This window comes from Acidovorax sp., assembly GCF_021287135.1.
Lineage (GTDB): Bacteria > Pseudomonadota > Gammaproteobacteria > Burkholderiales > Burkholderiaceae_C > Acidovorax.
On the sequence record NZ_JAJTBB010000089.1, the window covers coordinates 41,016 to 66,845 of the forward strand.

General features: G+C 66.6%; 20 protein-coding genes. 4 read left to right on the forward strand and 16 right to left on the reverse strand.

Features of this window, described 5'->3' with window-relative positions; translation table 11 throughout:
• Position 1: 1 nt before the first annotated feature.
• From LWW96_RS21820 to scpA, 12 genes are all read right to left on the reverse strand, one after another.
• Positions 2-2,920, reverse strand: a complete 2,919-nt coding sequence (locus LWW96_RS21820) for an EAL domain-containing protein (protein WP_291489973.1) — start codon at positions 2,918-2,920, stop codon at positions 2-4.
• 302 nt (positions 2,921-3,222) lie between these two features.
• The gene (gene bioB, locus LWW96_RS21825; RefSeq protein WP_291490039.1) at positions 3,223-4,263 is read right to left on the reverse strand and encodes a biotin synthase BioB; all 1,041 of its coding nucleotides are present in this window, start codon (positions 4,261-4,263) and stop codon (positions 3,223-3,225) included.
• 387 nt (positions 4,264-4,650) lie between these two features.
• Positions 4,651-5,109 carry a YiiD C-terminal domain-containing protein gene (locus tag LWW96_RS21830; RefSeq protein WP_291489974.1) on the reverse strand — a complete coding sequence of 153 codons (459 nt, stop codon included), beginning with the start codon at positions 5,107-5,109 and terminating at the stop codon, positions 4,651-4,653.
• Between the two features lie 32 nt (positions 5,110-5,141).
• Positions 5,142-5,609: a VOC family protein gene (locus LWW96_RS21835; RefSeq protein WP_291489975.1), complete on the reverse strand. Its 468-nt coding sequence runs from the start codon at positions 5,607-5,609 to the stop codon at positions 5,142-5,144.
• A gap of 61 nt (positions 5,610-5,670) precedes the next feature.
• Complete coding sequence (locus LWW96_RS21840) at positions 5,671-6,414, reverse strand: YdcF family protein (protein ID WP_291489976.1); 744 nt, start codon at positions 6,412-6,414, stop codon at positions 5,671-5,673.
• 59 nt (positions 6,415-6,473) lie between these two features.
• The gene (locus tag LWW96_RS21845) at positions 6,474-8,522 is read right to left on the reverse strand and encodes an acetyl/propionyl/methylcrotonyl-CoA carboxylase subunit alpha (RefSeq protein ID WP_291489977.1); all 2,049 of its coding nucleotides are present in this window, start codon (positions 8,520-8,522) and stop codon (positions 6,474-6,476) included.
• Positions 8,523-8,544: 22 nt separating this feature from the next.
• Positions 8,545-9,108, reverse strand: coding sequence for a hypothetical protein (locus LWW96_RS21850; RefSeq protein WP_291489978.1), 564 nt, complete (start codon positions 9,106-9,108; stop codon positions 8,545-8,547).
• A gap of 91 nt (positions 9,109-9,199) precedes the next feature.
• Positions 9,200-9,349 (reverse strand): biotin carboxylase N-terminal domain-containing protein, encoded by a 150-nt coding sequence (locus LWW96_RS21855; protein ID WP_291489979.1) that lies wholly within the window; start codon positions 9,347-9,349, stop codon positions 9,200-9,202.
• A 12-nt stretch (positions 9,350-9,361) separates the two neighbouring features.
• Positions 9,362-9,958 carry an HNH endonuclease gene (locus tag LWW96_RS21860; RefSeq protein WP_291489980.1) on the reverse strand — a complete coding sequence of 199 codons (597 nt, stop codon included), beginning with the start codon at positions 9,956-9,958 and terminating at the stop codon, positions 9,362-9,364.
• 63 nt (positions 9,959-10,021) lie between these two features.
• Positions 10,022-11,554, reverse strand: a complete 1,533-nt coding sequence (locus LWW96_RS21865; protein ID WP_291489981.1) for an acyl-CoA carboxylase subunit beta — start codon at positions 11,552-11,554, stop codon at positions 10,022-10,024.
• A 46-nt stretch (positions 11,555-11,600) separates the two neighbouring features.
• The gene (gene meaB / locus LWW96_RS21870; RefSeq protein WP_291489982.1) at positions 11,601-12,629 is read right to left on the reverse strand and encodes a methylmalonyl Co-A mutase-associated GTPase MeaB; all 1,029 of its coding nucleotides are present in this window, start codon (positions 12,627-12,629) and stop codon (positions 11,601-11,603) included.
• A complete protein-coding gene (gene scpA, locus LWW96_RS21875; RefSeq protein WP_291489983.1) occupies positions 12,626-14,797 on the reverse strand; it encodes a methylmalonyl-CoA mutase in 2,172 nt (723 codons plus the stop codon). Before scpA ends, meaB begins: the two co-directional genes overlap by 4 nt.
• A 119-nt stretch (positions 14,798-14,916) precedes the next feature.
• Between scpA and LWW96_RS21880 the strand changes: the two genes are divergently transcribed.
• The gene (locus LWW96_RS21880) at positions 14,917-15,555 is read left to right on the forward strand and encodes a GntR family transcriptional regulator (protein WP_291489984.1); all 639 of its coding nucleotides are present in this window, start codon (positions 14,917-14,919) and stop codon (positions 15,553-15,555) included.
• Between the two features lie 23 nt (positions 15,556-15,578).
• Here the strand turns inward: LWW96_RS21880 and LWW96_RS21885 are convergent, their stop codons facing one another.
• A complete protein-coding gene (locus tag LWW96_RS21885) occupies positions 15,579-16,913 on the reverse strand; it encodes a ferric reductase-like transmembrane domain-containing protein (protein WP_291489985.1) in 1,335 nt (444 codons plus the stop codon).
• Between the two features lie 328 nt (positions 16,914-17,241).
• On the opposite strand from LWW96_RS21885, the gene LWW96_RS21890 reads away from it, so the two are divergent.
• On the forward strand, positions 17,242-19,110 hold the full coding sequence (locus tag LWW96_RS21890; protein WP_291489986.1) for a long-chain fatty acid--CoA ligase: 1,869 nt from the start codon (positions 17,242-17,244) through the stop codon (positions 19,108-19,110).
• 4 nt (positions 19,111-19,114) lie between these two features.
• On the opposite strand, the gene LWW96_RS21895 is transcribed toward LWW96_RS21890, so the two are convergent.
• On the reverse strand, positions 19,115-20,266 hold the full coding sequence (locus LWW96_RS21895; RefSeq protein ID WP_291489987.1) for a saccharopine dehydrogenase C-terminal domain-containing protein: 1,152 nt from the start codon (positions 20,264-20,266) through the stop codon (positions 19,115-19,117).
• A gap of 172 nt (positions 20,267-20,438) precedes the next feature.
• Between LWW96_RS21895 and LWW96_RS21900 the strand changes: the two genes are divergently transcribed.
• Positions 20,439-20,888, forward strand: a complete 450-nt coding sequence (locus LWW96_RS21900) for an Lrp/AsnC family transcriptional regulator (protein ID WP_291489988.1) — start codon at positions 20,439-20,441, stop codon at positions 20,886-20,888.
• A 48-nt stretch (positions 20,889-20,936) separates the two neighbouring features.
• On the opposite strand, the gene LWW96_RS21905 is transcribed toward LWW96_RS21900, so the two are convergent.
• Positions 20,937-21,524, reverse strand: a complete 588-nt coding sequence (locus LWW96_RS21905; RefSeq protein ID WP_291489989.1) for a lysophospholipid acyltransferase family protein — start codon at positions 21,522-21,524, stop codon at positions 20,937-20,939.
• A 393-nt stretch (positions 21,525-21,917) separates the two neighbouring features.
• Here LWW96_RS21905 and dusA point away from each other — a divergent pair, with 393 nt between their 5' ends.
• Complete coding sequence (gene dusA / locus LWW96_RS21910) at positions 21,918-22,949, forward strand: tRNA dihydrouridine(20/20a) synthase DusA (RefSeq protein ID WP_291489990.1); 1,032 nt, start codon at positions 21,918-21,920, stop codon at positions 22,947-22,949.
• 21 nt (positions 22,950-22,970) lie between these two features.
• On the opposite strand, the gene LWW96_RS21915 is transcribed toward dusA, so the two are convergent.
• Positions 22,971-25,757: an EAL domain-containing protein gene (locus LWW96_RS21915; protein ID WP_291489991.1), complete on the reverse strand. Its 2,787-nt coding sequence runs from the start codon at positions 25,755-25,757 to the stop codon at positions 22,971-22,973.
• Positions 25,758-25,830: the final 73 nt, after the last annotated feature.

A 25,830-nucleotide genomic window follows, 5' to 3' on the forward strand; every position in this document is an offset into this window, starting at 1 on the left:
GTCAGGGCGCACTGCTGGGCACCACCACCAGCAGGCGCCCGCGGGAATGGTCATCACCGCCCACGGCCCGGCAGACCACGCGGTAGGCGCTGCCAGCGAGGTGGACGTCGTGGTAGCTCTGGTCGGCCGCATGCCACACCGGCCGCAGTGCCTCGGGCAGCACGCTGTCCGCCGGGTAGCCCAGCAAGGGACCGGAGCCGCCCAGCAGCGCCTCGGCGTCCGCGTTCACAAAAGCGACCATGCCTTCCAGATCGACCCCCACCACCGCGGCGGGAATGTGGTCCAGGACCTCTCTGGCGACGCCCAGGCTGCTCTCCTCGCGGTGGACCTGGTCGCGCTGGTTGGCGAGCAGCTGCTGCAGACGCTCGTTCACCGAGCTCAGTTCTTCGTTGGCACTCAGGACTGCGCTGGCCAAGCGCCGGTTCTCATCGGCCATTTCCTTCTGCGCGAAGGCTTCGGCGATGTGGCCGCGCAGCCGCTCGTCGTCCCACGGTTTCGTGAGGAATTTGTAGATGGCGCCTTCGTTGATTGCGTCGGTGATGGATTGCAGCTCGGTGTAGCCGGACAGCACCATGCGGACGGTGTCGGGGTACAGCTCCTTGGCCCGCCGCAGAAACTCCACGCCCGTCATGCCGGGCATCCGCTGGTCGGACAAGATCACGTCCACCGCGTTCTCGGCCAGCCTTTGCAGGCCCTGGGGGCCGCTGCTGGCCGTGACGATGTGGTAGCCGTCGCGGCGCAGCAGCCGGCGCAGCGCGGCGACGATGCTGTCCTCATCGTCCACCAGCAGCAGCGTGCGCTGGTGCTGGCGCCGCAGCAGCAGATGCTCGGGCAGCGCCTTGCGCTCTTGCAGCAGCGCCGCCATCGCCGGGGCAGGCAGCGGCCCGCTGAAATACGTGCCCTGCATCTGGTCGCAGCGGTTGGCGATCAGCAGCGCCAGCTGCCCCTCGGTCTCCACGCCTTCGGCCAGCACCTTCATTTGCAGGCTGTGGGCCATGTTGATGATGGCGCGGGTGATGGACACATCCTGCGACGCCGCCGTGACGTCGTGGACGAAGGAGCGGTCCACCTTCACCACGTCGATGGGCAAGGTGCGCAGGTAGCTCAGGCTGGAATAGCCGGTCCCGAAGTCGTCCAGCGAAATTTCGATGCCCAGCGCCTTGAGGTCGCCCAGGATGCGCGCGGTGCGGGTGCTCTCGCCCATCAACGCGCCTTCGGTGATCTCCAGCCCGAGCAGCCGCGGGTCCAGCCCGGTATCGATCAGGATCTTCTGAATGCGCTGGACCAGGTCCGGTTGCTGCAGTTGCCGGGCCGACAGGTTCACCGCCACACGCAGCCCGGCGTGGCCTGCGCGCTGCCACTGCAGCGCCTGCTGGCAGGCGGTGCGCAGCACCCACTCGCCGATGGGCACGATCAGCCCCGTGTCTTCGGCCACCCGCAGGTAGCTGGAGCGGGACGCGGCCGGCCCCTCGGGCGTGTTCCACTGCAAGAAGGCTTCGGCCCCCACCACCGTGCCACTGACCAGTTCCAGCTTGGGCTGGAACTGCAGTTCAAACTCCTGGCGGTCCAGCGCCCGGCGCAGGCCGGATTCCATGGCCAGCCGGAAGATCGCCTTGGAATGCATGCCAAAGCTGTACACGCAAACCTGGTTGGCGCCCAGCTCGTGGGCCCGGTACATCGCAGCCTGCGATTGCTGCAGCAGCTTTTCAGGGTCGTCCCCGTGCGCGGGATACAGCGAGATGCCGACGCTGCAGGCCACCTTGACGTCGTTGCCGCCCAGCGTGACGGGAAGCGACAACGCTTCCACCACCAAGGCCGCCGCATTGCGAGCGAGGGTTTCGTTCACGGCATCGTCCCGCGCCAGCACCAGAGAAAACTCTCCGCTCCCGAAGTGCGCCAGCAGATCGTCGCGCGATGCATGGGGCTGCAGGCGCCGGGCCACTTCGGCCAGCAATTGGTCTCCTGCGGCGTACCCCAGTGATTCGCTCACCAGCTTGAGCTGGTCGATCTCGATGCTCAGCACCGCAAGCTGGCGGCCGTGGCGGCCGGCTTCGCGAATCTTGGTGTCCAGGTATTCCGTCAGCGCGTTGCGGTTGGGCAGATCGGTGACCTCGTCGGTGTTGGTCAGCCGGTCCAGCCGCTGTTCGGCCGCGCGCTGCAGCGTGATGTCCTGCAGCAGCGTGACGGTGCGCACCACCCTGCCCTCGGCATCCGCGTCGGCCAGCACGCGGTGCAGCACGGTGCGCTGGCTGCCGTCGGCATGCACGATGCGGTGCTGGAACTCGCAGATGTCGTCCGGAGACACGCCTTCGCTGATCGCCTGCACGTAAGGCCGCTCCACCGCTGGCACGCGGGAGAGCAGCCAATCGCCTTCGGCGGGAGCCTCGGTGGGCGGCACGCCGAAGATGGCGTACATGCCGGACGAAAGCGTCACCGCGCCCGTGGCCAGGTCCCATTCGGCAGCGCCGATGCGTGCCAGTTCCTCGGCATTGCGAAACAGCTGCGCACGCTGCTGCGCGTAGCGCGTGGCGGCCTTGATGGCGCTGACGTCGTGCAACGTGACCAGATCCGCCGCCTGGGAGGACAGCACAATCCGCGCGCCCCACACCTGGGCACTGAACCGCGCGCCGTTCTTGCGCACGCATTCGATCTCATACGCGTTGCCGGGCACACCGGCCACGCGGGCGCTCGCCTGGGCGCGCACCATGGCCCGGTACTCAGGGGCGCACAGCAGCATCGGATCCATGCCTCCGAGCATTTCGTCCCGGGTGTAGCCGAACATTTCCAGGAGCTTCGGGTTGACGAACAGGAAGCGCCCTTCCTGGATCACGAACACCGCGGCCTGGACCTGTTCGATCAGCAACCGGTAGTCGCCCTCGGCGACGTCCACCGCTTGTTCCAAGGAAAGGCCGGCGTCCATGGAGCGGGCCTCACTGCTCCACGCAGTCCCAGAAATGGGCGGTGCGCCGATTCTTTGGATCCCGCGGACTTGCTGCGCGGCCTGCGCCGCGGCCGCCCCGCGCTGGCTGGGGCCGCAGGAACTTGCGGCACGAGGACCCGCCGCACTGCGTGCTCCGGCATGCATCTCGGGCGGTCATGGGTAAGAGCTCCTCCGCTGGCGTTTTTTTTCTGGGACTTGCCGCCCACTGTACCGGTCCGCCAGCGGCCTGCCGCCATCACCCCACACCCGGTGGGGTTGGCCGCCTGATCGGCTCCAGCGGATCAGCTGCAGGCCGTGCCGCAGCCCGCCCGCGCACTACCCTCCCCGGCCACCTCGGCGCGGTGGCCGGCAAGGCCCAGCTTGGCCAGCAGCTGCACATCGGCCTGCACGTCGGGGTTGCCGGTGACCAGCAGCTTGTCGCCGTAGAAGATGGAATTCGCCCCAGCCAGAAAGCACAGCGCCTGCACCGCTTCGCCCAGCTGCTGGCGCCCGGCGGACAGCCGCACACGCGCCCTGGGCATGGTAATGCGGGCCACGGCGATCACGCGCACGAAGTCCAGCGGGTCGATGGGCTCGCTGTCCGCCAGCGGCGTGCCGGGCACGCGCACCAGGCTGTTGATGGGGACCGATTCCGGGTACGGCTGCAGGTTGGCCAGTTGGGCGATCAGGCCCGCGCGGTGCACGGGCGCCTCGCCCATGCCCACGATGCCGCCGCAGCACACGCTGATGCCGGCGGCGCGCACGGCCTGCAGGGTGTCCAGCCGATCCTGGTACTGGCGGGTGCTCACCACATCGGTGTAGTACTCGGGGGCCGTATCCAGGTTGTGGTTGTAGTAGTCCAGGCCTGCGGCCTTGAGGTGCTGCGCCTGGTGCGGCTCCAGCATGCCCAGGGTGGCGCAGGTCTGCAGGCCCAGCCCCTTCACGGCGCCGATCAGGGCGCTGACTTTTTCAATGTCGCGGTCCTTGGGCGCGCGCCAGGCGGCGCCCATGCAAAAGCGGGTGGCGCCCGCGTCTTTGGCGGCCTGGGCGGCGGCCGTCACCTCTTCCACACTCAGGAGCTTCTGGGCTTGCACGCCCGTGTCGAACTCGGCGGACTGCGGGCAGTAGCCGCAGTTCTCGGGGCAGCCGCCGGTCTTCACCGACAGCAGCGTGGCCAGCTCGATATCGCCAGCGGGCCAATGGGCGCGGTGCACCGTCTGGGCCTGGAACAGCAGGTCCAGCAACGGCTTGTCCAGCAGGGCCTGGATGGCTTCCACGGTCCACGGTCCTTGCGCGGCAGGCACGCTGGCGCGGGGGTGCAGTTGCACGGGCTGGGGCGCCATCGCGGTGGTGGCAGTTTGCATACGGTTGATTCCTTCTTCAGCAGCTCCCGGCGCCAATGCGTGCACGGCGGTAGGGACGGAGGCACAAATCACGCCACGCCGCAGGTGCTGGGCGGGCGGAGAAAGCGGGCATTCTCAAGCACAAATGGGCGCACAGATGCATCCAGTGGTCACAAAAACTGCCAATCATTTCCCCATTTTTCTGCGCAGAACGGCCGCCAATTCGCGCCAGTTATCCGCGCTGATGGGCGACGTTGCGCGCGGTTGCGCGCACGGCGCGGGCGGCGCTGGCATCTCGGCCCCTTTGGCCCGCTACGGCCGCCAAATGGAGCCCATGGGTGCGGGGGCGTGGCCGAAGTTATTACAGGCGCGGTGGGGCCGCTGAGGTCAGGCCGCCAACCGGGCGTTCAGCGCCACGAATTCGCCCACCAGCCGGCCTGCGGGGAGTCCGTCGTCGCCGGACAGGATCGACGCCACCGCAATGCGCGCCTTGCCCTTGCGTGCGAGCATCTGCGTGAAGCGCGGCCACAGCTGCGGCTCCAGCAGTTCAGAGCGGGCCTGGAAGGCCCCGGCGATGGGCTGCTCGTACTCCATGGTGTTGCGCTGGATCACCAGCCGGCAGTCCAGCGCCTCGGCCCGCAGCCGCTGGTGCAGCAGCGACCAGGCCGCCAGAATGGCCAGCGCCGACGCGCTGCCGCCAAAGACCGTGTCCCGGTGGTTGATGTTGGGCGCCAGCGGTGCGCGCAGCAGCACGCCGCCGGGGTCCGCAGACACCACTTCCACCGCCATGGCGTGCGACAGCGGAATGTGCTCGTGCAGGTAACGTTCCAGTTCAGTGGGCGCCATGGCAGCCATCTCGCCGCTCCTTTCGCGCCCGTTCAGCCCAGGGCGGCAATGACGTCCGCGGGCGCCTGCACCAGTTCGATCAGCACGCCCTCCCCCGCAATCGGGAACTCGTCATTGCTCTTGGGGTGCAGGAAGGTGATGTCGTAGCCCGCAGCGCCCTTGCGGATGCCCCCGGGCGCAAAGCGCACGCCCTGCGCGGTGAGCCACTCCACCGCCTTGGGCAGGTCGTCAATCCACAGGCCGATGTGGTTGAGCGGCGTGGTGTGCACGGCGGGCTTCTTGTCGATGTCGAGGGGCTGCATGATGTCCACCTCCACCTTGAAGGCGCCCTGCCCCATGGCGAGGATGTCCTCGTCCACGTTCTCGCGCTCACTCTGGAAGGTGCCGGTCTGCGTGAGGCCCAGCATGTCCACCCACAGGGTTTTCATGCGCTGCTTGTCGGTGCCGCCGATGGCGACCTGCTGGATACCGAGGACTTTGAAGGGACGTGGCGTGCTCATGGCGTTGCTCAATGAAAAGTTAGGTTGAAAACAGGGTGCGGAGCGCAGGCAGACGGGGTGCCTACCACTCGTCCAGCACCCAGCCGGCGGCAAACGCAAAGTACTCGCGCAGCCAGGCGTTGTAGCGGATAGAGAGCGGCGTGGGCGCCGCCACTGGAATCGTCCGGGTGTAGCCCGCCTTGCGGGCGATGCGCTGCGCACGGACGGTGTGAAAGTCGCTGGTGACCAGGGCCACGGCGGCATCCGGCCCCAGCCCCTGGGCTTGCAGCACGGGCAGGCTGTAGCGCAGATTCAGCTCGGTGCTGGTGCTGCGCTCTTCCTGCAGGATGCGGCGGGCGTCCAGGCCCTGCGCCCGCAGGTAATTGCCCATCACCTGGCCTTCGCTCAGCGTTTCGCCAAAGTCCACGCCGCCAGACACCACCACCCAGGCTTGCGGGTAGGCCAGCGCCACTTCAAGAGCCTTGTCCAGCCGCTCGCGCAAGGCCGGCGACGGCTGCCCCTGCGTGGTGCCGCTGCCCAGCACCAGGATGGCTTGCGGCGCGGGGCGGATGGTGGCCGCTGCGTGCCCGCCCATCTGGCGTGCCAGCACCGCCCAGAACGCGGCAACGCTGACGGCCCAGAGCAGCAACAACCCCCAGCCCACGCGCCACAGCTTGCGCCGCAGCGCCGCCCGCCCCAACCAGTCCTGCACGGCCTGCCAGCGCCAGGCCAGCAGGCTGCCCGCCGCGCCCAGCGCGGCCGGCACCGTCACGCCCACCGAGAAATAGCCCAGGGCCATCAGGGCCAGGCCGTCCGCCAGCAGCACGGTGCCCGCCGCGGCGCAAAACCACCGCGGCAATGGCCACGGGGCATTGCCCCCAGGCTTCACTGGAATTCCAGAATCACCTGGTCCACCGCCAGCGACTCGCCCTTGCCGGCGACGATCTTGCCCACCACGCCGTCTTGCGCGGCAAAGAGGATGTTCTCCATCTTCATGGCCTCGATCACCGCCAGCTTTTCACCGGCCTGCACTTTCTGGCCGGGCTGCACGGCCACGTCCACCAGCAGGCCGGGCATGGGCGAGAGCAGGAACTTGGACAGGTCAGGCGGCGCCTTGTAGGGCATCAGCTGGTGCAGCCGCGCCCCCAGGGGCGAGAGCACCATGGCCTCGATCTGCGTGCCGTTGTGCTGGATGCGCAGGGCCAGCGGGTTCTTGCCCGCGCCACGCTCCACCTGGGCCGTGAAGCCCTGGCCGTTGCAGGCACCCTGCACGCGGATCTGTCCCAAGGTGGCGTTACTACTGATTTGATAGCTTCTGCCGCCCACTGTGACTGCGCTGGAGCCCGATTTGTCTTCAAAGTCAGACACCGTCACCTCGTGGTGCTGGTTCTGCCCTTCGGCGCCCAGCGTGACCACCACAAACTGCTCGCCCACCTTCACCTCGTGCCCGGCCAGCTGCCCGCTGATGCCCGAGGCGCGCGCGCGGTAGCGGCGGTTCATGAACGCGGCCAGGGCCACCAGGAACAGCGGGTCTTCGTGCGGCACGTCTTCGGCCGCAAAGCCCTTGCCGTAGTGCTCGGCAATGAAGCCGGTGTTGAACTGGCCCGACACGAACTTGGGGTGCGCCAGCAGCGCCGCCTGGAACGGAATGTTGCTGCTGATGCCCCGGATCACGAACCCGTTGAGCGCCGCGCGCATCTTGGCAATCGCGTCGTTGCGGTCCGTGCCGTGCACGATCAGCTTGGCGATCATCGAGTCGTAGTACATGGGGATCTCGCCGCCCTCGTACACGCCCGTGTCCACCCGCACGCCCAGCTTCTTGCTGGTGTCGGACTGGAACATCGTCTCCTCCGGCGGCTGAAAGCGCACCAGCCGGCCGGTGGACGGCAAAAAGTTGCGGAACGGGTCTTCGGCGTTGATGCGGCACTCAATGGCCCAGCCGTCGCGCTTCACGTCGGCCTGGCCCAAAGGCAGCTTCTCGCCTGCAGCCACGCGGATCATCAGCTCCACCAGGTCCAGGCCGGTGATGCACTCCGTCACCGGGTGTTCCACCTGCAGGCGGGTGTTCATCTCCAGGAAGTAGAAGTCCTGGTCCTTGCCGACCACAAACTCCACCGTGCCCGCGCTCTGGTACTTCACGGCCTTGGCCAGCGCCACGGCCTGCTCGCCCATGGCCTTGCGCGTGGCGTCGCTGATGAAGGGGCTGGGCGCCTCTTCAATCACCTTCTGGTGGCGGCGCTGGATGGAGCACTCGCGCTCGTTCAGGTAGATCACGTTGCCGTGGCTGTCGCCCAGGATCTGGATCTCGATGTGGCGCGGCTCCTGCACAAACTTCTCGATGAAGATGCGGTCGTCGCCAAAGCTGTTGCGGGCCTCGTTCTGGCAGCTGGCAAAGCCCTCGAACGCTTCCTTGTCGTTGTAGGCCACGCGCAGGCCCTTGCCGCCGCCGCCGGCCGATGCCTTGATCATCACGGGGTAGCCGATGCCCTTGGCAATCTCCACCGCCTGCTCGGGGCCTGCAATCGCGTCGTTGTAGCCCGGAATGGTGTTGACCTTGGCCTCGTTGGCCAGCTTCTTCGACGCGATCTTGTCGCCCATGGCCGCAATCGAATGCGCCTTGGGGCCGATGAAGGCAATGCCCTCGTCTTCGCAACGCTGGGCAAAGGCTTCGTTTTCAGAGAGGAAGCCGTAGCCAGGGTGCACGGCCTGCGCGCCGGTCTGCTTGCAGGCGGCAATGATCTTCTCGGCCTGCAGGTAGCTTTCGCGGCTGGGCGCGGGGCCGATGTTGACGGCTTCATCGGCCAGCTTGACGTGACGGGCTTCCTTGTCGGCGTCGGAATAGACGGCGACGGTCTTGATGCCCATCTTGCGGGCGGTGGCGATGACGCGGCAGGCGATTTCGCCGCGGTTGGCGATCAGGATTTTGGTAAACATATAAAACTCCAGAATCTACGGCTTAGATACCGCACGCATTCAATAAAGATTGAGTAAGCATTGCCCGCTCTTCGGTCGAAGGAATTCGCTTATGCAAGGCTTTAGGCCCGCCCCGCCAGGTTGTCACGGTTTTCAATGGCTTAGAAAGCCAGCCAATGTTGAAACACACCTCATCAGAGTGTTCCGGTGTCGCAAAGAACTCCAGGTGACTCCATTCGGGCAGATTGTCATGAATCCACCACGCAATTGCTTCATAAGAGCAGGTTTGAGCAAGAACCGCTCTTGAAATACTAGGAATGCTGATACACGCGGTCGCACCGATTCCGTTGTTTTCACTCGGATGGTCCCACGTGTGAAATCCGCGGTTATCCGCAGCGCAGTTGTGTTTTTCAACACCTGCGGCGTTCACTTCCAAGCTCCGATAGCCTGAGCGAACATGAACTCGCCCAAATCGCTTCTGAAGCGGCTCAAGCAGCAAGTTGCACAGTTTGGAACCTGCTTCGATTGCAATGTCAACGCGTTCCTTTTCCGGGGCATTCAGCAGTCGATAATGCACAGCAATTTCGCTGTACAGAAATTCGCGCATGTGAAAGCTCTCAGAAAGGGCAATGCGCCCAAGCCTATCCAGGCCCGAGTAGCTTTGGGGATCGAAACGTGCCATATGTGGACGTGGTGATTTACATCAAAATATTCCTGTGCTCGCGCAACGGATTTTCCGGTTTCCTGTCAACCTCGGAAGAGGTGGCGAATATTCCCATCTTTTTTGCAGCGCCAATAACCCGGCAAGCAATCTCGCCGCGATTCGCGATCAGGATTTTGGTGAACATGTATTTTCTCTTTCACTGAAGACCGTTGGAGGTAGCTGCCAAGCGACTGAGTCGCGTCAGGCCATCCCATTCATCGAGGACTGGTGGATGCTCCCGCGGGTCAAAAAAACCGACTTCTTCCAAAGTCCATTGCCCTCGACCGAACTGGCAGGCATTGCATGCCGTTACCAAATTCGGCTCATCATTTGTTCCGCCCCGGCTGTGTGGAAGGATGTGATCGAGGGAAGCACTGAGTGCTGCCAGCGCAGTGTGCTTGTCTGCATTGCGCGCACCCCAACGGGCAACGTCTGGCAAGCAACGATGCAATAGCGCCCGCATGCTGCGGTCAATCACGCGAGTCCCGCAATACCTACACCGCCAGCCGTCTCGGGCATAGATAGCATGCTCAGCGCTTGCTGACGGCATGCGCTGGGCGCTGCGCTCCGGCCCCGCGCCAGCGGTTGGCACAGTGGATTGCCAGTGAAGCAGCGGATTGACCGCGCCAGTCACCAATGCGGTGTATGCGCCGATGACTGGCATATCTGCCTCTGACACAAGCTGGCGAGCATCCGACGTATCACCCGCCAGCAGGCAGTCTGCGGCAGATGACAGCAGATCGGCTGCAGTCATCAGCTGCGGTATCGGCGTTAGAAAACACCGCCGAGCGGGAGCATGGATTGGCAACATGAAGAATTACAGTGGGATGTTCCCGTGCTTGCGCCACGGGTTCTCGATCTTCTTGTTCTGCAGCATCACCAGCGAGCGGCAGATGCGCTTGCGCGTCTCGTGCGGCAGGATCACGTCGTCGATGAAGCCTCGCGCGCCGGCCACGAAGGGGTTGGCGAAGCGGGCCTTGTACTCGGCCTCGCGGGCGGCCAGCTTCGCGGGGTCGTTCTTGTCTTCACGGAAGATGATCTCCACCGCGCCCTTGGCGCCCATCACCGCGATTTCGGCGTTGGGCCAGGCCAGGTTCACGTCGCCGCGCAGGTGCTTGCTGGCCATCACGTCATACGCGCCGCCGTAGGCCTTGCGGGTGATGACGGTGATCTTGGGCACCGTGCACTCGGCGTATGCGTACAGCAGCTTGGCGCCGTGCTTGATGATGCCGCCGTACTCCTGGCTGGTGCCGGGCATGAAGCCGGGCACGTCCACGAAGGTGAGCACGGGGATGTTGAACGCATCGCAGAAGCGCACAAAACGCGCAGCCTTGATGCTGGACTTGATGTCCAGGCAGCCGGCCAGCACCAGCGGCTGGTTGGCCACGATGCCGACAGTCTGGCCTTCCATGCGGGCAAAGCCGATCAGGATGTTCTTGGCGTATTCGGGCTGCAGCTCGAAGAAGTCCCCGTCGTCCACGGTCTTGAGGATCAGCTCCTTCATGTCGTAGGGCTTGTTGGGGTTGTCGGGCACCAGCGTGTCCAGGCTCAGGTCCATGCGGTCGGCCGGGTCGTTGCTCTTGCGCACGGGGGCCTTCTCACGGTTGTTGAGCGGCAGGTAGTTGTACAGGCGGCGCAGCATCATCAGCGCCTCCACGTCGTTCTCGAACGCCATGTCGGCCACGCCGCTCTTGGTGGTGTGGGTGATGGCGCCGCCCAGCTCCTCGGCCGTGACTTCCTCGTGCGTCACGGTCTTCACCACTTCGGGGCCGGTCACGAACATGTAGCTCGAATCCTTGACCATGAAGATGAAGTCCGTCATGGCGGGCGAGTACACGGCGCCGCCAGCGCTCGGGCCCATGATCATGCTGATCTGCGGCACCACGCCGCTGGCCAGCACGTTCTTCTGGAACACGTCGGCATAGCCGCCCAGGGAGGCCACGCCTTCCTGGATGCGGGCGCCGCCCGAGTCGTTGAGGCCGATGACCGGCGCGCCGACCTTCATGGCCTGGTCCATGATCTTGCAGATCTTCTCGGCGTGCGTTTCGCTCAAGGCGCCGCCGAACACGGTGAAGTCCTGGCTGAAGACGAACACCAGGCGGCCGTTGATCATGCCGTAGCCGGTGACCACACCGTCGCCGGGCACCTTGTTGTCCTGCATGCCGAAGTCCGTGCAGCGGTGCTCCACGAACATGTCCCATTCCTCAAACGTGCCGTCGTCCAGCAGCAGTTCGATGCGCTCGCGTGCCGTGAGCTTGCCCTTCTTGTGCTGGGCGTCGATGCGCTTTTGTCCCCCGCCCAGGCGGGCAAGTTCGCGCTTTTTCTCCAGTTGGTCCAGGATGTCTTGCATGGTCGTCCTTCGGTGAAATGCTGTCTTGTGGGAATGAATTTGCTATCTATTCAATAGCTGCTTGCGCTTGTCCTGATTGCGCCAGCAGCAGATTTCTTGCTGCAGTGGATGCGGCGATGCGCCCCGCCACCACGTCGGCCTGCAGCTGCGGCAGCAGCGCGCGCACCTGCGGGTGCTGGCGGAACGCGAGCTTGAGGCCGGCCTCAATGCGCTCCCACATCCAGGCCAGGGCCTGCTTCTCGCGGCGCTGGGCCAGGCGGCCGTTGGCGGTCTGCAGTCTTTGGTACTCGCTGACCGCGGCCCAGAAGCTGTCCACGCCCTGCCCCAGCAGCGCGCTGATCTGCACGACCTTGGGGTGCCACTGGGCGGCGTTGTGGTGGGCGTGTTCGGGGTTGCCGTGCTGGCTCAAGAGCCGCAGGCTGGAGGTGATCTGCGCCTCGGCCCGCGTGGCGGCGTTCTTGTCGATGTCGGCCTTGTTGATGACCACCAGGTCGGCGATTTCCATCACGCCCTTCTTGATGGCCTGCAGGTCGTCGCCCGCGTTGGGCAGCTGCATGAGCACGAACATGTCCGTCATGCCCGCCACAGCGGTTTCGGACTGGCCCACGCCCACAGTCTCGATGATGACCACGTCGTAGCCTGCGGCCTCGCACACCAGCAGCGCTTCGCGCGTTTTCTCGGCCACGCCGCCCAGCGTGCCGCTGCTGGGGCTGGGGCGGATATAGGCGCGCTCATGGACGGAGAGATGCTCCATGCGCGTCTTATCGCCCAGGATGGAGCCGCCCGAGACGGTGCTGGAAGGGTCCACCGCCAGCACGGCCACCCGGTGGCCTTGGCCGATCAGGTACAGGCCCAGCGCTTCGATGAAGGTGGACTTGCCCACGCCCGGCACGCCGCTGATGCCCAGGCGGAACGCCTTGCCCGTGTGGGGCAGCAGCGCCGTGAGCAGCTCGTCCGCCTGCGCGCGGTGGTCGGCGCGGGTGGATTCGAGCAGGGTGATGGCTTTGGCCATGGCGCGGCGCTGAATGGGGCCTTCGCCCGCCACGATGCCACGCTGGATCGCTTCAGGGCTCACGCTGCCACGGCCTTGCGAATCTGCTCCAGCACATCCTTGGCGCTGGCCGGGATGGGGGTGCCGGGGCCGTAGACGCCCTTCACGCCCGCTTCGTACAAGAAGTCGTAATCCTGCGCCGGGATCACGCCACCCACGAACACGATGATGTCGTCCGCGCCCTGCTTTTTCAGCTCGGCAATGATGGCGGGCACCAATGTCTTGTGGCCGGCGGCCAGGGTGCTCACGCCCACGGCGTGCACGTCGTTTTCGATGGCCTGACGGGCGCATTCCTCGGGCGTCTGGAACAGCGGGCCCATGTCCACGTCAAAGCCCAGGTCGGCAAAGGCGGTGGCTACCACCTTGGCGCCGCGGTCGTGGCCGTCCTGGCCCAGCTTGGCGATCATCACGCGGGGGCGGCGGCCTTGGCTTTCGGCGAAGGCGTTGATCTCGGTCTTGAGTTTTTCCCAGCCTTCGGCCGAGTCATAAGCGGCAGCGTACACACCGGTCACCTTTTGCGTATCGGCGCGATGGCGCCCAAAAACCTTTTCCAGCGCATCGCTCACCTCGCCCACCGTGGCGCGCAGGCGGATGGCCTGGATGGACAGGTCGAGCAGGTTGCCCTGGCCCGACTCTGCTGCAGAAGTGAGAGCATCCAGCGCTTGCTGCACCTTGGCTGCGTCGCGTTTTGCCTTGATTTCCTGCAGGCGGGCAATCTGGCCGTCGCGTACCTTCATGTTGTCGATTTCGAGGATATCGACCTTGTCTTCCTTGGCCAGCTTGTACTTGTTGACGCCGACGATCACGTCACGGCCCGAGTCGATGCGCGCCTGCTTTTCAGCGGCGGCGGCTTCGATCTTGAGCTTGGCCCAGCCGCTGTCCACGGCCTGGGTCATGCCGCCCATGGCTTCGACCTCTTCGATGATCTTCCAGGCGGCGTCCATCATGTCCTGGGTGAGCTTCTCCATCATGTAGCTGCCAGCCCAGGGATCGATCACGTTGGTGATGTGGGTCTCTTCCTGGATGATGAGCTGCGTGTTGCGCGCAATCCGGGCCGAGAACTCGGTGGGCAGCGCAATGGCTTCATCGAGCGCGTTGGTGTGCAGCGATTGCGTGCCGCCAAACACGGCTGCCATGGCTTCGATGGTGGTGCGCACCACGTTGTTGTAGGGGTCTTGCTCGGTCAGGCTCCAGCCGCTGGTCTGGCAGTGCGTGCGCAGCATCAGGCTCTTGGGGTTCTTGGCGTTGAAGCCCTTCATGATGCGGCACCACAGCAGGCGCGCAGCACGCATCTTGGCCACTTCCAGGTAGAAGTTCATGCCGATGGCCCAGAAGAAGGACAGGCGGCCGGCAAAGTCGTCCACGTCCATGCCCTTGGCAATGGCGGTCTTCACGTATTCCTTGCCGTCGGCCAGGGTGAAGGCCAGTTCCAGCGCCTGGTTGGCGCCCGCCTCCTGCATGTGGTAGCCCGAGATCGAGATCGAGTTGAACTTCGGCATGTTCTTGGCCGTGTACTCGATGATGTCGCCGATGATCTTCATCGACGGCTTGGGCGGGTAGATATACGTATTGCGGACCATGAACTCCTTGAGGATGTCGTTCTGGATGGTTCCGCTGAGCTTGTCTTGCGACACGCCCTGCTCTTCCGCCGCCACCACGTAGCCAGCCAGCACGGGCAGCACGGCGCCGTTCATGGTCATGGAGACGGACACCTTGTCGAGCGGGATCTCGTTGAAGAGGATCTTCATGTCCTCCACCGAGTCAATCGCCACGCCGGCCTTGCCCACGTCGCCCGTCACGCGGGGGTGGTCCGAGTCGTAGCCGCGGTGGGTGGCCAGGTCAAACGCCACCGACACGCCCTGCCCACCGGCAGCCAGTGCCTTGCGGTAAAACGCGTTGGATTCTTCGGCCGTGGAGAAGCCGGCGTACTGGCGGATGGTCCAGGGCCGTACAGAGTACATGGTGGCCTGGGGGCCGCGCAGGAAGGGCTCGAAACCGGGCAGCGTGTTGGCGTAGGGCAGGTCCTGCGTGTCCGCCGCGGTGTACAGCGGCTTGACGGTGATGCCGTCGGGCGTGACCCAGTTGAGCGCATTCACGTCGCCACCGGGCGCCGACTTGGCAGCGGCCTTGGCCCAGGCCTCCAGGGTGGAAGGAGCAAATTCAGACGGAGCGTTGCGAGGAGAGTCACTCATGGCGTGGGGCGTGCGGAGTTGGCAGGAATTCAGCAACCAAGGGTTACCGGCTGTGGTGCGAAGTTTACATCATTCATAATTATTGATTCAAAATATTGCCCAACCCTTACAATCCCGCCATGTCTGCCCTGCCCCTGCTTACCCCCCGCGCCCTGTACGAAGAAGTGGCGGAGCAGTTGCGCCAGCGCATCTTCCGGCGCGAGCTGGAGCCCGGCTCGTGGATTGACGAGCTCAAGATTGCCGAGGAATTCGGCATCAGCCGCACGCCCCTGCGCGAGGCGCTCAAGGTGCTGGCGGCCGAGGGACTGGTCACGATGAAGGTGCGCCGTGGCGCCTATGTGACCGAGATGAGCGAAAAGGACTTGCGCGACGTGTACCACCTGCTGTCGCTGCTGGAGAGCGACGCGGCGGGCGTGGTTGCGCAGCGGGCCACGCCCGCCCAGCTCCAGGCCCTGCAGGCCCTGCACACCGAGCTGGAGGCCGCGGTGAACGACCGTGAAAAGTTCTTCGCCATCAACGAGCGTTTTCACATGCAGCTGCTGGAGATGGCCGACAACCGCTGGCGCAGCCAGATGGTGGCCGATCTGCGCAAGGTCATGAAGCTCAACCGCCACAACTCGCTGCTCAAGCAAGGGCGTATCGAAGATTCACTGCGCGAGCACCGTAGCATCCTGGATGCCATGCTCGCGCGCAACGGCCCGGCGACCGTGCAGGCCATGCAGGAGCACTTTTCGCACGGCCTCGAAGCAGCGACCTGAACGCGCGCCGCCGCGCCACCCCGTCACCGCATCTGGAACACTTCCTGGTGAAAGCGTGATTCGGGCATGCCCAGGGCCACCAGGCCCTTCTTGAGCGCCGCGCCAAACGGCGCCGGCCCGCAGAACCAGATGTCGGCGTTTTCCCAGTCGGGCACCGCCGCCACCAGGCGCTGCGCGTCCAGCAGCCCGTCCCGCTCGCTCCACAGCACGTGCAGCGGCACGCCCGCCGCTTCGGCGTCGCGGGCCAGCAGGCCGATGGCCTGCTCGTCGTACACGGAGGTGGGATGGAACAGGTCAATGGCCCGGCCATCGGGCGCAGCCGCCAGCGCCTGCAGGCGCGCGATGAACGGCGTGATGCCAATGCCCGCGCCCACCCAGATCTGCCGCCGGCAGGGGCCGTCGAAGGTGAAGCGGCCGTAGGGCCCCTCCACCCGCACGGCGTCGCCCACGCGCAGGCGGTCTTTCAAGGTGCGGGTGTAGTCGCCCAGGGCCTTGATGATGAAGGTGATGGTGCCCTGCCCGTTCCAGGCCGAGGCAATGGTGTAGGGGTGGTGTCCCTCGCCCTCGTGCAGCGTGAGGAACGCAAACTGCCCCGGCACATGTCCCGGCCAACGCCCGCCGCACTGCACATCCACCTCCAGCACATCCAGCGCCGGGTGCTGGCGCAGGGCCGCCACCTGCCCCCGCACGGTGCGCCCGGCCCCCACGCGGCCGCGCAGCACCAGCACCGCAGACACCGTGCCCGCCGCCATCAACGCCGCCATGGCCGGGCCGAGCAAGCCCGTCCAGTCTTCAAACCGGAGCAGGAACACGGAGTGCGCCACCAGGGCCAGGTAGGCCACGGCCATCAGGTGGTGGGTCTTGAAGAAGTACCGGTAGGGGAAGCGCTGGACCAACGCCAGCACCATCAGCACCAGCGCGCCATAAAAGGCCCATTCGCCCACGCCTTCGGCCCAGCCGCGCTGGCTCTGGAAAAACTGCTGCACCGGCGCATCCAGCAGCTCCGGGCGCGGCCCGCGGGCGGGACGCTGCAGCCATCCCCAGCCCACCATCCACTTGGGCGCCTTGGCCAGCAGCCAGTGGCTGACCGAAATGACCAGCGCCGCAATGCCCAGCCACTTGTGCAGGCGGTACATCTTGTCCAGGCCCCCCAGCTGCGGCTCCACCGCGGCCGGCCGCGCGGCCAGCACCATGGCCGCGCTCATGACCCCCATGGCCAGCACGCCGCCGTACTGCATCAGCACGGCACGCCAGGCGAAAAAATTGGGGGCAGTGGACCACGGGGTGGCATCGGTAGCCAGCCACAGACCACTCAACGCAAGAAGGTAGAGCCAGAAATATCGGTGAAGGGATCGCATAAAAGCCAACAGTCGCAAAAGAGTGGCCTCCACTGTAAGAACCGCGTGTAAACCTGGATTGACCTGGCGTGTCTGGCGTGTGAACAGAGGGGTGCATTGCGGTCGCTGCGGCGCCCAAACGGCGCGGATTTGCGATAGATCAAAGCGGGCCGCGCACCCAATCGCGGCGCCGCCATTCCGCATTCAGGAACAAACCATTCCTGACAATGCGCGCAATCCCACGGCGGTTCGGCCCGCCCCTGCTGGATATGATGCGCCGGCGCACGCGAAGGAGCCCGTGCGCCCAGCCCTTGCCCGCCACGGCCTGCTCCGCCTGTTTGTGAGTCTGATGACGCTTTCCACCGCCGCCCCCCATTCCCTCGCCAGCGTCCAGACGCTGCCCCAGCTTCTTGCCTTCCGCGCCGCCAGCACCCCCGATGGCGCGGCCTACCGGGCCTTTGACGCCGCCTCGCAGACCTGGTCCCAGCTGAGCTGGGCGCAGGCCCAGCAGCGCGTGGACACCTGGGCCCGGGCCCTGGCCGCGCTGCAATTACCCCCAGCGGCGCGCGTGGCCATCCTGCTGCCCAACGGGCTGAACGCACTGTGTGCGGACCAGTCCACCCTGGCCACCGGCTGCGTGCCGGTGCCGCTGCACGCCATCGACAACCCCGGCAGCATTGCCTACATCCTGGCGGACTGCGAGGCGTCGGTGCTCGTCGTCGAGCACGCCGCGCAGTGGGAAAAGATCCGCAGCGTGGGCACCGCCTTCCCGGCTTTGCGGGCCGTGGTGGTGACGGATGCGGAGACCCTGGCGCCGGCGGCCGCAGCGCAGGACGCCCCGGCCGTGGGTACGCTGGCGCAATGGCTGGCGGGTGCCGCCGCGCAGGCGGATGTGGCGCTGCCACCCCCGCCCGGCCCGCAGGACCTGGCAGCCATCGTGTACACCTCGGGCACCACCGGCAAACCCAAGGGCGTGATGCTCACGCACCACAACGTCATCAGCGACGTGAAGGCGGTGCTGGAACGGATTGCGCCCACGGCAGACGACGTGTTCCTGTCCTTCCTGCCGCTGTCGCACACCTTTGAGCGCACGGGCGGGTACTACCTGCCGATGGCGTCCGGTAGCTGCGTGGCATACGCGCGCTCGGTATCCCAGCTGGCGGAAGACCTGAAGACCGTGCAGCCCACGGTGCTGGTGTCGGTGCCGCGCATCTACGAGCGCATCCACGCCAAGCTGCTCGAAACCCTCTCGGGGAGCCCCTGGAAGATGCAGCTGTTTGAAGCCGCCCAGGCCAAGGGATGGGCGCGCTTTTGCGCCGCGCAGGGCTTGCCCGCGCCGGCGCAGGAGGGCTCCGCAGCCGGCGGCGGCTGGATGGCCGCCCTGCCCTGGCCCGTGCTGCGCGCCCTGGTGGCCAAGCCCCTGCTGGCCCAGTTTGGCGGGCGGGTGCGTGTGGCGGTCAGCGGCGGCGCGCCGCTGTCACCCACCATTGCCAAGTGCTTTCTGGGCCTGGGCCTGCCGCTGGTGCAGGGCTACGGGATGACGGAGACCACGCCCGTGGTGTCGGTCAATGCACTGCATGACAACGACCCTGCCAGCGTGGGCCGGGCGCTGCCGGGCGTGGAGGTGCGCATTGGCGAGAACCGCGAGCTGCAGGTGCGCGGCCCCATCGTGATGAAGGGCTACTGGAAGCGGCCCGAAGACACCGCCCGCACCGTGGACGCCGAGGGCTGGCTGGGCACAGGCGACCAGGCCGACATCGTGGACGGCCGCATCTACATCAAGGGCCGTATCAAGGAGATCATCGTCACCTCCACCGGCGAAAAAGTGCCGCCCGGCGACCTGGAGCTGGCCCTGCTGGCCGACCCTCTGCTGGAGCAGGCCTTTGTGGTGGGCGAGAACCGCCCCTTCATTGCCTGCGTGGCGGTGGTCAACGCCGACGAATGGAATCGCCTGGCCGCCGACCTGGGCCTGGACGCGCAGGACGCCGCCAGCCTCAACCATGCGAGCGTGCACCGCGCCGTGCTGGCGCGCATCGAGAAGAACACGGCCAGCTTTCCGCGCTACGCCGTGCCCCGCACCGTGCACCTGACGCTCACGCCCTGGACGATTGAAAACACGTTCATGACGCCCACGCTCAAGCTCAAGCGCAACAACCTGATGGCCCACTTTGCAGCGGCCATCGAGGGGATGTACCAGCAAAAGCCCGGAGCACGGTAGGTCTTCAGGCGGCCGCCGCGCTCGGGGTGCGGGTGCTCAGGGCGTCGGGGCGGTCCTGCGCATACACCGCGCCGAACCGGTTGCCCAGAAAACCCGCCAGCGCCACCGCCTCTTGCCCCACAAAACCCCGCTGCGGCAGGCGGCCCTGGGCCACCAGGTCCAGCGCCGTGCAGATGCCCGCCGCCGTGGTGAGCTGGATGGCACTCAGCGTGTGCCCGGCCACCCGGGTGCCGAGAATGCGGGCGGAGTAGGAGTCCTGCACCAGCCGCCCCTCGCGCAGCCCCGACGCTGTGGCAAACACCACGATCACGTCCTGATCGGTGGTCGGGATGGCGGTTTCCAGGATGTCGCGCAGCAGATCGCGCCGCTCGCGCAGGCGCAGGTCGTTGAGCAGCAGCTTCAGGATGGCGCAGTGCCCGGGGTAGCGGATGGACTGGTAGTCCACCTGCCGCGCCCTGCCAGCCAGCGTTTCGGTGAGCGTGCCCAGCCCGCCGGAAGTGTTGAAGGCTTCATATTCCACGCCATCCAAGGCAAAGGTTTCCAGCCCTTCCAGTGCGGGGACGGTGGTGCGCACGCCGTCCACGATGGCCTCGCAGGGGTTGCAGTATTCGTTGATGAGACCTTCTGTGCTCCACGTCAGGTTGTAGCGCAGGGCGCCCTGCGGGTAGCGGGGCAGCGCGCCCACGCGCATGCGCAGCGTGTGCAGGGCATCAAACCGGCGGGCCAGATCGTGGCCCACGATGCCGATGAAGCCCGGAGCGAGGCCGCACTGGGGCATGAGCACGCTGCGGGCGTCGGCCGCCAGCGCGCGGATGGCCTGGGTGCTGGCCACGTCTTCGGTCAGGTCAAAGTAGTGCACGCCCGCTGCGGCACACAGCGTAGCCACCGGCACCGCGCGGTGAAACGGCAGCGCGTTGAGCACCGCAAAACGACCGTGGATGACCGTCTGCAGGCTCGCGTCGTCCGTAACCCACTGCGTCGCCAGGCCCAAGGCCGCAACTTCGCCCAGGCGCGCGGGATCGCGGTCCGCCACGAGGATGTCGTAGTCGCCCGCGTGCTGGAGCAGCAGCGCCATGGCAAAGCCAATGTGGCCTGCGCCCAGGATGGTCACGCCGCGGCGGGCACAGGTGCTGGAAGAAACTGAAACGGTGGTCATGGCGGCACTCCCGGTGGATGCTCACTGCGCGAGGCGGTGAGAGGTGTTGTAGGAGCCTTGATGCTAGGCAAGGCTGCTGTCAATGTGTAGCGCCTGGAATGTCGAAAAACATGGAATCTTTTGCCATAGCGGCGAATATGATGGGCGTTATGACCTTTTTGGAGAAATGGCCGTGAGCCAGCCTCTGGACGCCACCGACCGCCAATTGCTGAGCCTGCTGCAGGCCAATGCACGCGAAGGCACCGCCACGCTGGCGCGCAAGCTGGGCCTGGCCCGTACCACCGTGGTGGCGCGTATTGCGCGGCTGGAACGCACGGGCGTGGTGGCCGGCTACGGCGTGCGACTGGGCGCGCCACTGGATGCCACCACCGTACGCGCTTGGTGCTCGCTCAGCGTGCTGCCCCGCGCAGCGCCCGCCGTGCTGCGGGCGCTGGCAGATATGCCCGAGGTGGAAGAGGTTTCGGCCGTGAGCGGGCCGTTTGACTACCTGGTGTTTCTGCGCTGCCCCACGCACGAGCAGCTGGACGCCCTGCTCGACCGGCTGGGCCAGCTGGAGGGTGTGCACCAGACGCAGACCAGCATCGTGCTCAGCCGCAAGATCGACCGCAGGAGTATCGGGTGACATCCCCCTGAGCGGCTGCGCCGCCCGGTGCTGGCCGCCCCGAACGCGTCACACCTCGAACTGCGCCGGGTTCTTGCCCTGGATGGGCGCGTAAAACGCCTTGATGGCCGCCAGGTCGCGCTCCACATCGCCCGTGGGCTGGAACACCGGTCCCAGGCCCCCCACCTTGCGGCCGTAATCCACAAACGCCATCACGATGGGCACCTGCGCCTGCTGGGCGATGAAGTAGAAGCCCGTCTTCCAGTGCCGCGTCTTGCCGCGCGTGCCCTCGGGCGGCACGATGAGCTGCATGGGGCCCACGGCGTCGCGCATGGCCTGGGCCGAGCGGGCCACCAGGTTGCTGGCATGCTCCCGGTTCACCGGAATGCCGCCCAGCCAGCGCATCACGCCGCCAAAGGGCGCGCGGAACAGGCTCTGCTTGCCCATCCAGTACACCCGCAGGCGCAGCGAAAACGCCAGCATCAGGGTGTAGGGCAGATCCCAGTTGCTGGTGTGCGGGGCGGCTATCAGTACGCTCTTGGCAGCATCGGGCGGCAGGCGGCCTTCAACCCTCCAGCCCGCGATGCGCAGGGTGGCGCGGGAAACGGCGCGCAACAGGGTGTTGACCACGGGCGTGTCAAAGATGGTGTGGTGCATTGGAAGAGACCGGGCAGCACGGGCGTTGGCGGCAACACCGCTGCGCTGAGGAAAGGTGAGCTGCGGCACTGGGCCGCCTGTGTCTAAACGAAACAAAACGCGGGCGCGAGTATCGCTGATGCCCCTGGGTTCCACCTTGACCCACGGCAAACGGCTGCGCGGTGTCGGTGCGATCTTCGGTATCAAATTGATAGCTGCCGGCGCTTTACCTACAAGGGCTGGCGGCCGTTTTTGCTTCAAACCCCCTGCGCACCCAACACCCTGGCCGACGCCGGCCCCAACCCCGGTCGGGGATAATTGCTGCTTTGCGCGCGGCCGGGCTCCACAACACCACGCCCTTGCGCCCGGCGCCCGCCCCGCCCCGCCCTTTTTCCCACCCTTTGCCTGATTTCCGTGGACTCCACCTCCCTGAGCCCTTGGCGCATGTCCGTTGCCCCCATGATGGACTGGACTGACCGCCACTGCCGCTACTTTCACCGGCTGCTGACGCGCCACACCCTGCTGTACACCGAGATGGTGAACGCCGGCGGCATCCTGTACGGTGGCACCGAACGGCACCTTCGCTACAACGCCGAAGAGCATCCGGTGGCGCTGCAGCTGGGCGGCAACGAGCCCGACAAGCTGGCCGAGGCCGCCCGCCTGGGCGCGCAATGGGGCTATGACGAGATCAACCTCAACTGCGGCTGCCCCAGCGACCGTGTGCAGCGCGGAGCCTTCGGCGCCAGCCTGATGAAGGCGCCGCAGCTGGTGGCCGACTGCGTGAAGGCCATGCGCGACGCGGTGGGCTCTGACTTGCCTGTCACCGTCAAGCACCGCATTGGCATCGACAAGGTGGAGGACTACAGCTTCGTGCGCGACTTCATCGGCACCGTGGCCGAGGCCGGCTGCACCGTGTTCATCGTGCACGCCCGCAATGCCTGGCTGCAGGGCCTCTCCCCGAAGGAAAACCGCGACATTCCGCCCCTGCGCTACGAGGTGGTGCACCGCCTGAAGGCCGAGTTTCCGCAGTTCACCATCGCCATCAACGGCGGCATCCAGACCGACGCCGGGGTGCAGGAGCAGCTGACCCACCTGGACGGCGTGATGATCGGCCGCGAGGCCTACCACAACCCCTGGTGGCTGGCCCGCTGGGACCCGCTCTACTACGGCGAACACGGTGGTGTGCCCTGCCCCCTGACCCGCGAGGAAGTGGAGCTGGCCATGGTCGAATACATGGAGCGCGAGGCCGCCCAGCACGGCACACCCTGGCCCCACATCGCCCGCCATATGCTGGGCCTGCGCCACAGCCTGCCCGGCGCACGCCTTTGGCGCCAGGTATGGAGCAACCACCTGCTCAAGGACCGGCCGGCGCGCGAGGTGCATGCGCTGGCGCAGCAGTCGTACCACCAGACAGCCGCCGAAGAGGCCGTTGCGCCGGCCCAGTAGCGCCGGCGGGCGTGGCTGCGGCTAGCGCGCGTCGCGCTGCCGGGCCACCCACGCCGCCAGCGGCTCCGGCCGCGCAAACAGGTAGCCCTGCAGGAAGTCGCACTGGCTTTGCACCAGGAAGTCGGCCTGGGCGCCGGTCTCCACGCCCTCGGCCACCACGCGCAGTTTCAGGTGGCGGGCCACTGAGAGGATGGACTGCACGATGGCCGTGTCGTTGGGGTCGCCTGGCGTGTCATCCACAAAGCTCTTGTCGATCTTCAGCTCGTACAACGGCAGCCGCTTGAGGTACGCCAGGCTGGAATAGCCGGTGCCGAAGTCGTCGATGGAAAACCGCACGCCCAGGCGCACGATCTCCGTCATGCGGGCAATGGTGTCGTCCAGGTCCTCAATAAGCAGGCTTTCGGTCACCTCCAGGACCAGGAGGCCGGGGTCCGCACCCGTATGGGCCAGCACGTGGCGCACGCGCTCGACAAAGTCGTCCTGGCGGAACTGCCGCTCGCTCACGTTGACCGACAGCGACAGCGCCAGCCCCTGGGCCTGCAGGCGGGCAAGGGCTTCGCAGGCCTGCAGGATCATCCAGTCGCCCATGCGCAGGATCAGCCCCGAGGCCTCGGCCACCGGGATGAAGCGGCTGGGCGGCACATTGCCGCGCACGGGGTGGTTCCAGCGCATCAGCAGCTCCCCGCCCACCACCCGGCCCTGCGCGTCCACCTGGCTTTGGACGTAGGCGGCGAGCTGGCCGAGTTCATGGGCCTTCTTCAGGTCCTGCTCCAGGGCCAGGCGCTCCTGCACGTCGGCCTGCATGGCGGCCTCGTAGAAACGGATGCGGTTGCGGCCCAGGTCCTTGGCGCGGTACATGGCGGTGTCGGCCTCGCGCAGCAGGTCCTCCACGCCTTCGCCCCGCTTGGGGAACAGCGTGATGCCAATGCTGCCCGTGGTGCTGTAGAGGTGGGTTTCGATGGTGTAAGGCACCTCCAACGCGGCGCGGATCTCCTCGGCCACCAGCAGGGCGGCCCGTCCGGCCGTGTCCATGTCGGCCGCGATGTTGTGCGCCAGCACCACGAACTCGTCCCCGCCCAGGTGCGCCACGGTGTCGCCCGGGCGCAGGTGCTCCTCCAGCCGCCGCGCCACCTGCCGCAGCAGGGCATCGCCCAGCGTATGGCCGCGCGCGTCATTGATCTGCTTGAAGTTGTCCAGATCGATGTACAGCACCGCGCCCACCTGCGCGGCCTGTTGCGCGCTCAGCAGGGCATGCTCCAGGCGGTCCAGCAGCATGCGGCGGTTGGGCAGTCCTGTCAGGGCATCGAAGTACGCCAACTGGTGCGAGCGGGCTTCGGCCCGCTTGCGTTCGGTGATGTCGCGCGACAGCGCGATGAACCGGGGCGCGGTGCCGGGCGCCGCGTTCTGCTTGCGGGCAATGGACAGTTCAAACCAGTGCGTGGCGCCCTGCAGTTCCAGGCGGTACTGGTGGCCCGCGGAATAGCCGGTGCGGTCGGCCGCTTCCAGCGCTACATGGCAGCCCGCCGCCGCTTCGGGTGGAACCACGTCGCGCAACAGCCGGCCCAGGAACAGCTCCGGAGGCACGGCCAGCTCCGCCGCCCGTGCCGACCGGTAATGGTGGATGCGGCCTTCCAGGTCCAACTCGAACAACAGGTCGGGGATGGCGTTGAGCGTGCTCTCCAGGTCGTCGCGCGTGGCGCGCAGTTCGGCCGTCATGGTGCGCGCCAGGGCCACGGCCCGCTGCCGCCCCGTGGCCAGCTGCCAGGTGGCCCATGCCAGCAGCAGGCTCAGCGCAAAGCCCAGCAGCGCGACGGCATGGTGGCCCGTTTCCCGGAAGCGGCTCGCAAAGGCCGGCAGGGGCGCCATGTGCAGCGTCCAGCGGCGGCCGCCCAGCTCCAGTACGCGGCGGGCTTCCAGGCCCGTTGCAGCGGGAGCGGCCCCCTGGGGCGGCGCGGTACTGCTGAACAGCATGGCGTCGTGCCCGGTGCTGTCGGTGATGCGCAACCCGATGTCGGCATCAAACTCCCGCGACAGGCCGTGAATCACGTCCTGCATGCGAAACGGCGCGGACACCCAGCCGGTGAGGCCGGCGCGCCGGCCCGCTTCCGTGCGCGTGTCGGCCGTCGGAAGGTACAGGGGCAAGTACATCACGAGACCGGGCCCGCTGTCCTGCATGAGCACAAGCTGCCCGGTCAACGCCAGGGTGCCCGTGTCCCGTGCGCGGTACAGCGCTTCCCGCGCAGCGGGAATGGTGAGCACGTCAAAGCCCAGCGCCCTGAGGTTGTTGCCTTCCAGCGGCTCGATATGGGTGATGGGCGCCAGCACGTCACGGTGCCCTTCGGGGCGCACGGTGTACTGGGCAAACCCGCGCTGGCGCATGTCCTCCAGGTGGGCCGCCACAGCCGTGGCCGGCAGCTGCAGGATGAGCGAGATGCCCTGCAGGCCGGGGCGGGTCTTGGCCAGCTCCAGCGCGCCCACATACGCCTGGAACTCCGACCGGTCGATGCGCTCGGAGCCCTCGAAGTACCCCTTGACGCCGCGCAGCACCACCTCGTACGTGGCCATGCGGTCTTTCAGGTTCGACGCGATCTGGTCGGCCGCCACCTGGAAGTTCTGCTGCTGTTTTGCGCGGGTGCCCTTCTCCTCGCTTTGCCAATAGAGAAAGGTCAGCCCCAGGGTGAGCAGGCCCACCAGCGGCGCCAGCAGCACCGCCCGCCACCGCAGGCCGGCGGCGGCACCCGCCCCGGCGCGGCCCGGAGCCGCGGAGGCAGGACCGGCGGGGGCGCCGGCGTCGGAGTGCTGCGTCATGGAGTCGTTCCGGTGAATGGCCTGCCGTCAGGAGCCCGTGGCGGAGAACGGACAGGGCTATTATGGCCATCCG

Bases quoted from the DNA above. Each gene is read 5' to 3' on its own strand.
- LWW96_RS21820 (WP_291489973.1), bottom strand. From the start codon at position 2,920: ATGGACGCCGGCCTTTCCTTGGAACAAGCGGTGGACGTCGCCGAGGGC.
- LWW96_RS21905 (WP_291489989.1), bottom strand. From the start codon at position 21,524: ATGCACCACACCATCTTTGACACGCCCGTGGTCAACACCCTGTTGCGC.
- LWW96_RS21915 (WP_291489991.1), bottom strand. From the start codon at position 25,757: ATGACGCAGCACTCCGACGCCGGCGCCCCCGCCGGTCCTGCCTCCGCG.
- LWW96_RS21885 (WP_291489985.1), bottom strand. From the start codon at position 16,913: ATGCGATCCCTTCACCGATATTTCTGGCTCTACCTTCTTGCGTTGAGT.
- LWW96_RS21865 (WP_291489981.1), bottom strand. From the start codon at position 11,554: ATGCAAGACATCCTGGACCAACTGGAGAAAAAGCGCGAACTTGCCCGC.
- LWW96_RS21860 (WP_291489980.1), bottom strand. From the start codon at position 9,958: ATGACTGCAGCCGATCTGCTGTCATCTGCCGCAGACTGCCTGCTGGCG.
- LWW96_RS21850 (WP_291489978.1), bottom strand. From the start codon at position 9,108: ATGCGCGAATTTCTGTACAGCGAAATTGCTGTGCATTATCGACTGCTG.
- LWW96_RS21880 (WP_291489984.1), top strand. From the start codon at position 14,917: ATGTCTGCCCTGCCCCTGCTTACCCCCCGCGCCCTGTACGAAGAAGTG.
- bioB (WP_291490039.1), bottom strand. From the start codon at position 4,263: ATGGCGCCCCAGCCCGTGCAACTGCACCCCCGCGCCAGCGTGCCTGCC.
- LWW96_RS21895 (WP_291489987.1), bottom strand. From the start codon at position 20,266: ATGACCACCGTTTCAGTTTCTTCCAGCACCTGTGCCCGCCGCGGCGTG.
- LWW96_RS21830 (WP_291489974.1), bottom strand. From the start codon at position 5,109: ATGGCGCCCACTGAACTGGAACGTTACCTGCACGAGCACATTCCGCTG.
- LWW96_RS21855 (WP_291489979.1), bottom strand. From the start codon at position 9,349: ATGTTCACCAAAATCCTGATCGCGAATCGCGGCGAGATTGCTTGCCGG.
- LWW96_RS21835 (WP_291489975.1), bottom strand. From the start codon at position 5,609: ATGAGCACGCCACGTCCCTTCAAAGTCCTCGGTATCCAGCAGGTCGCC.
- LWW96_RS21845 (WP_291489977.1), bottom strand. From the start codon at position 8,522: ATGTTTACCAAAATCCTGATCGCCAACCGCGGCGAAATCGCCTGCCGC.
- LWW96_RS21890 (WP_291489986.1), top strand. From the start codon at position 17,242: ATGACGCTTTCCACCGCCGCCCCCCATTCCCTCGCCAGCGTCCAGACG.
- scpA (WP_291489983.1), bottom strand. From the start codon at position 14,797: ATGAGTGACTCTCCTCGCAACGCTCCGTCTGAATTTGCTCCTTCCACC.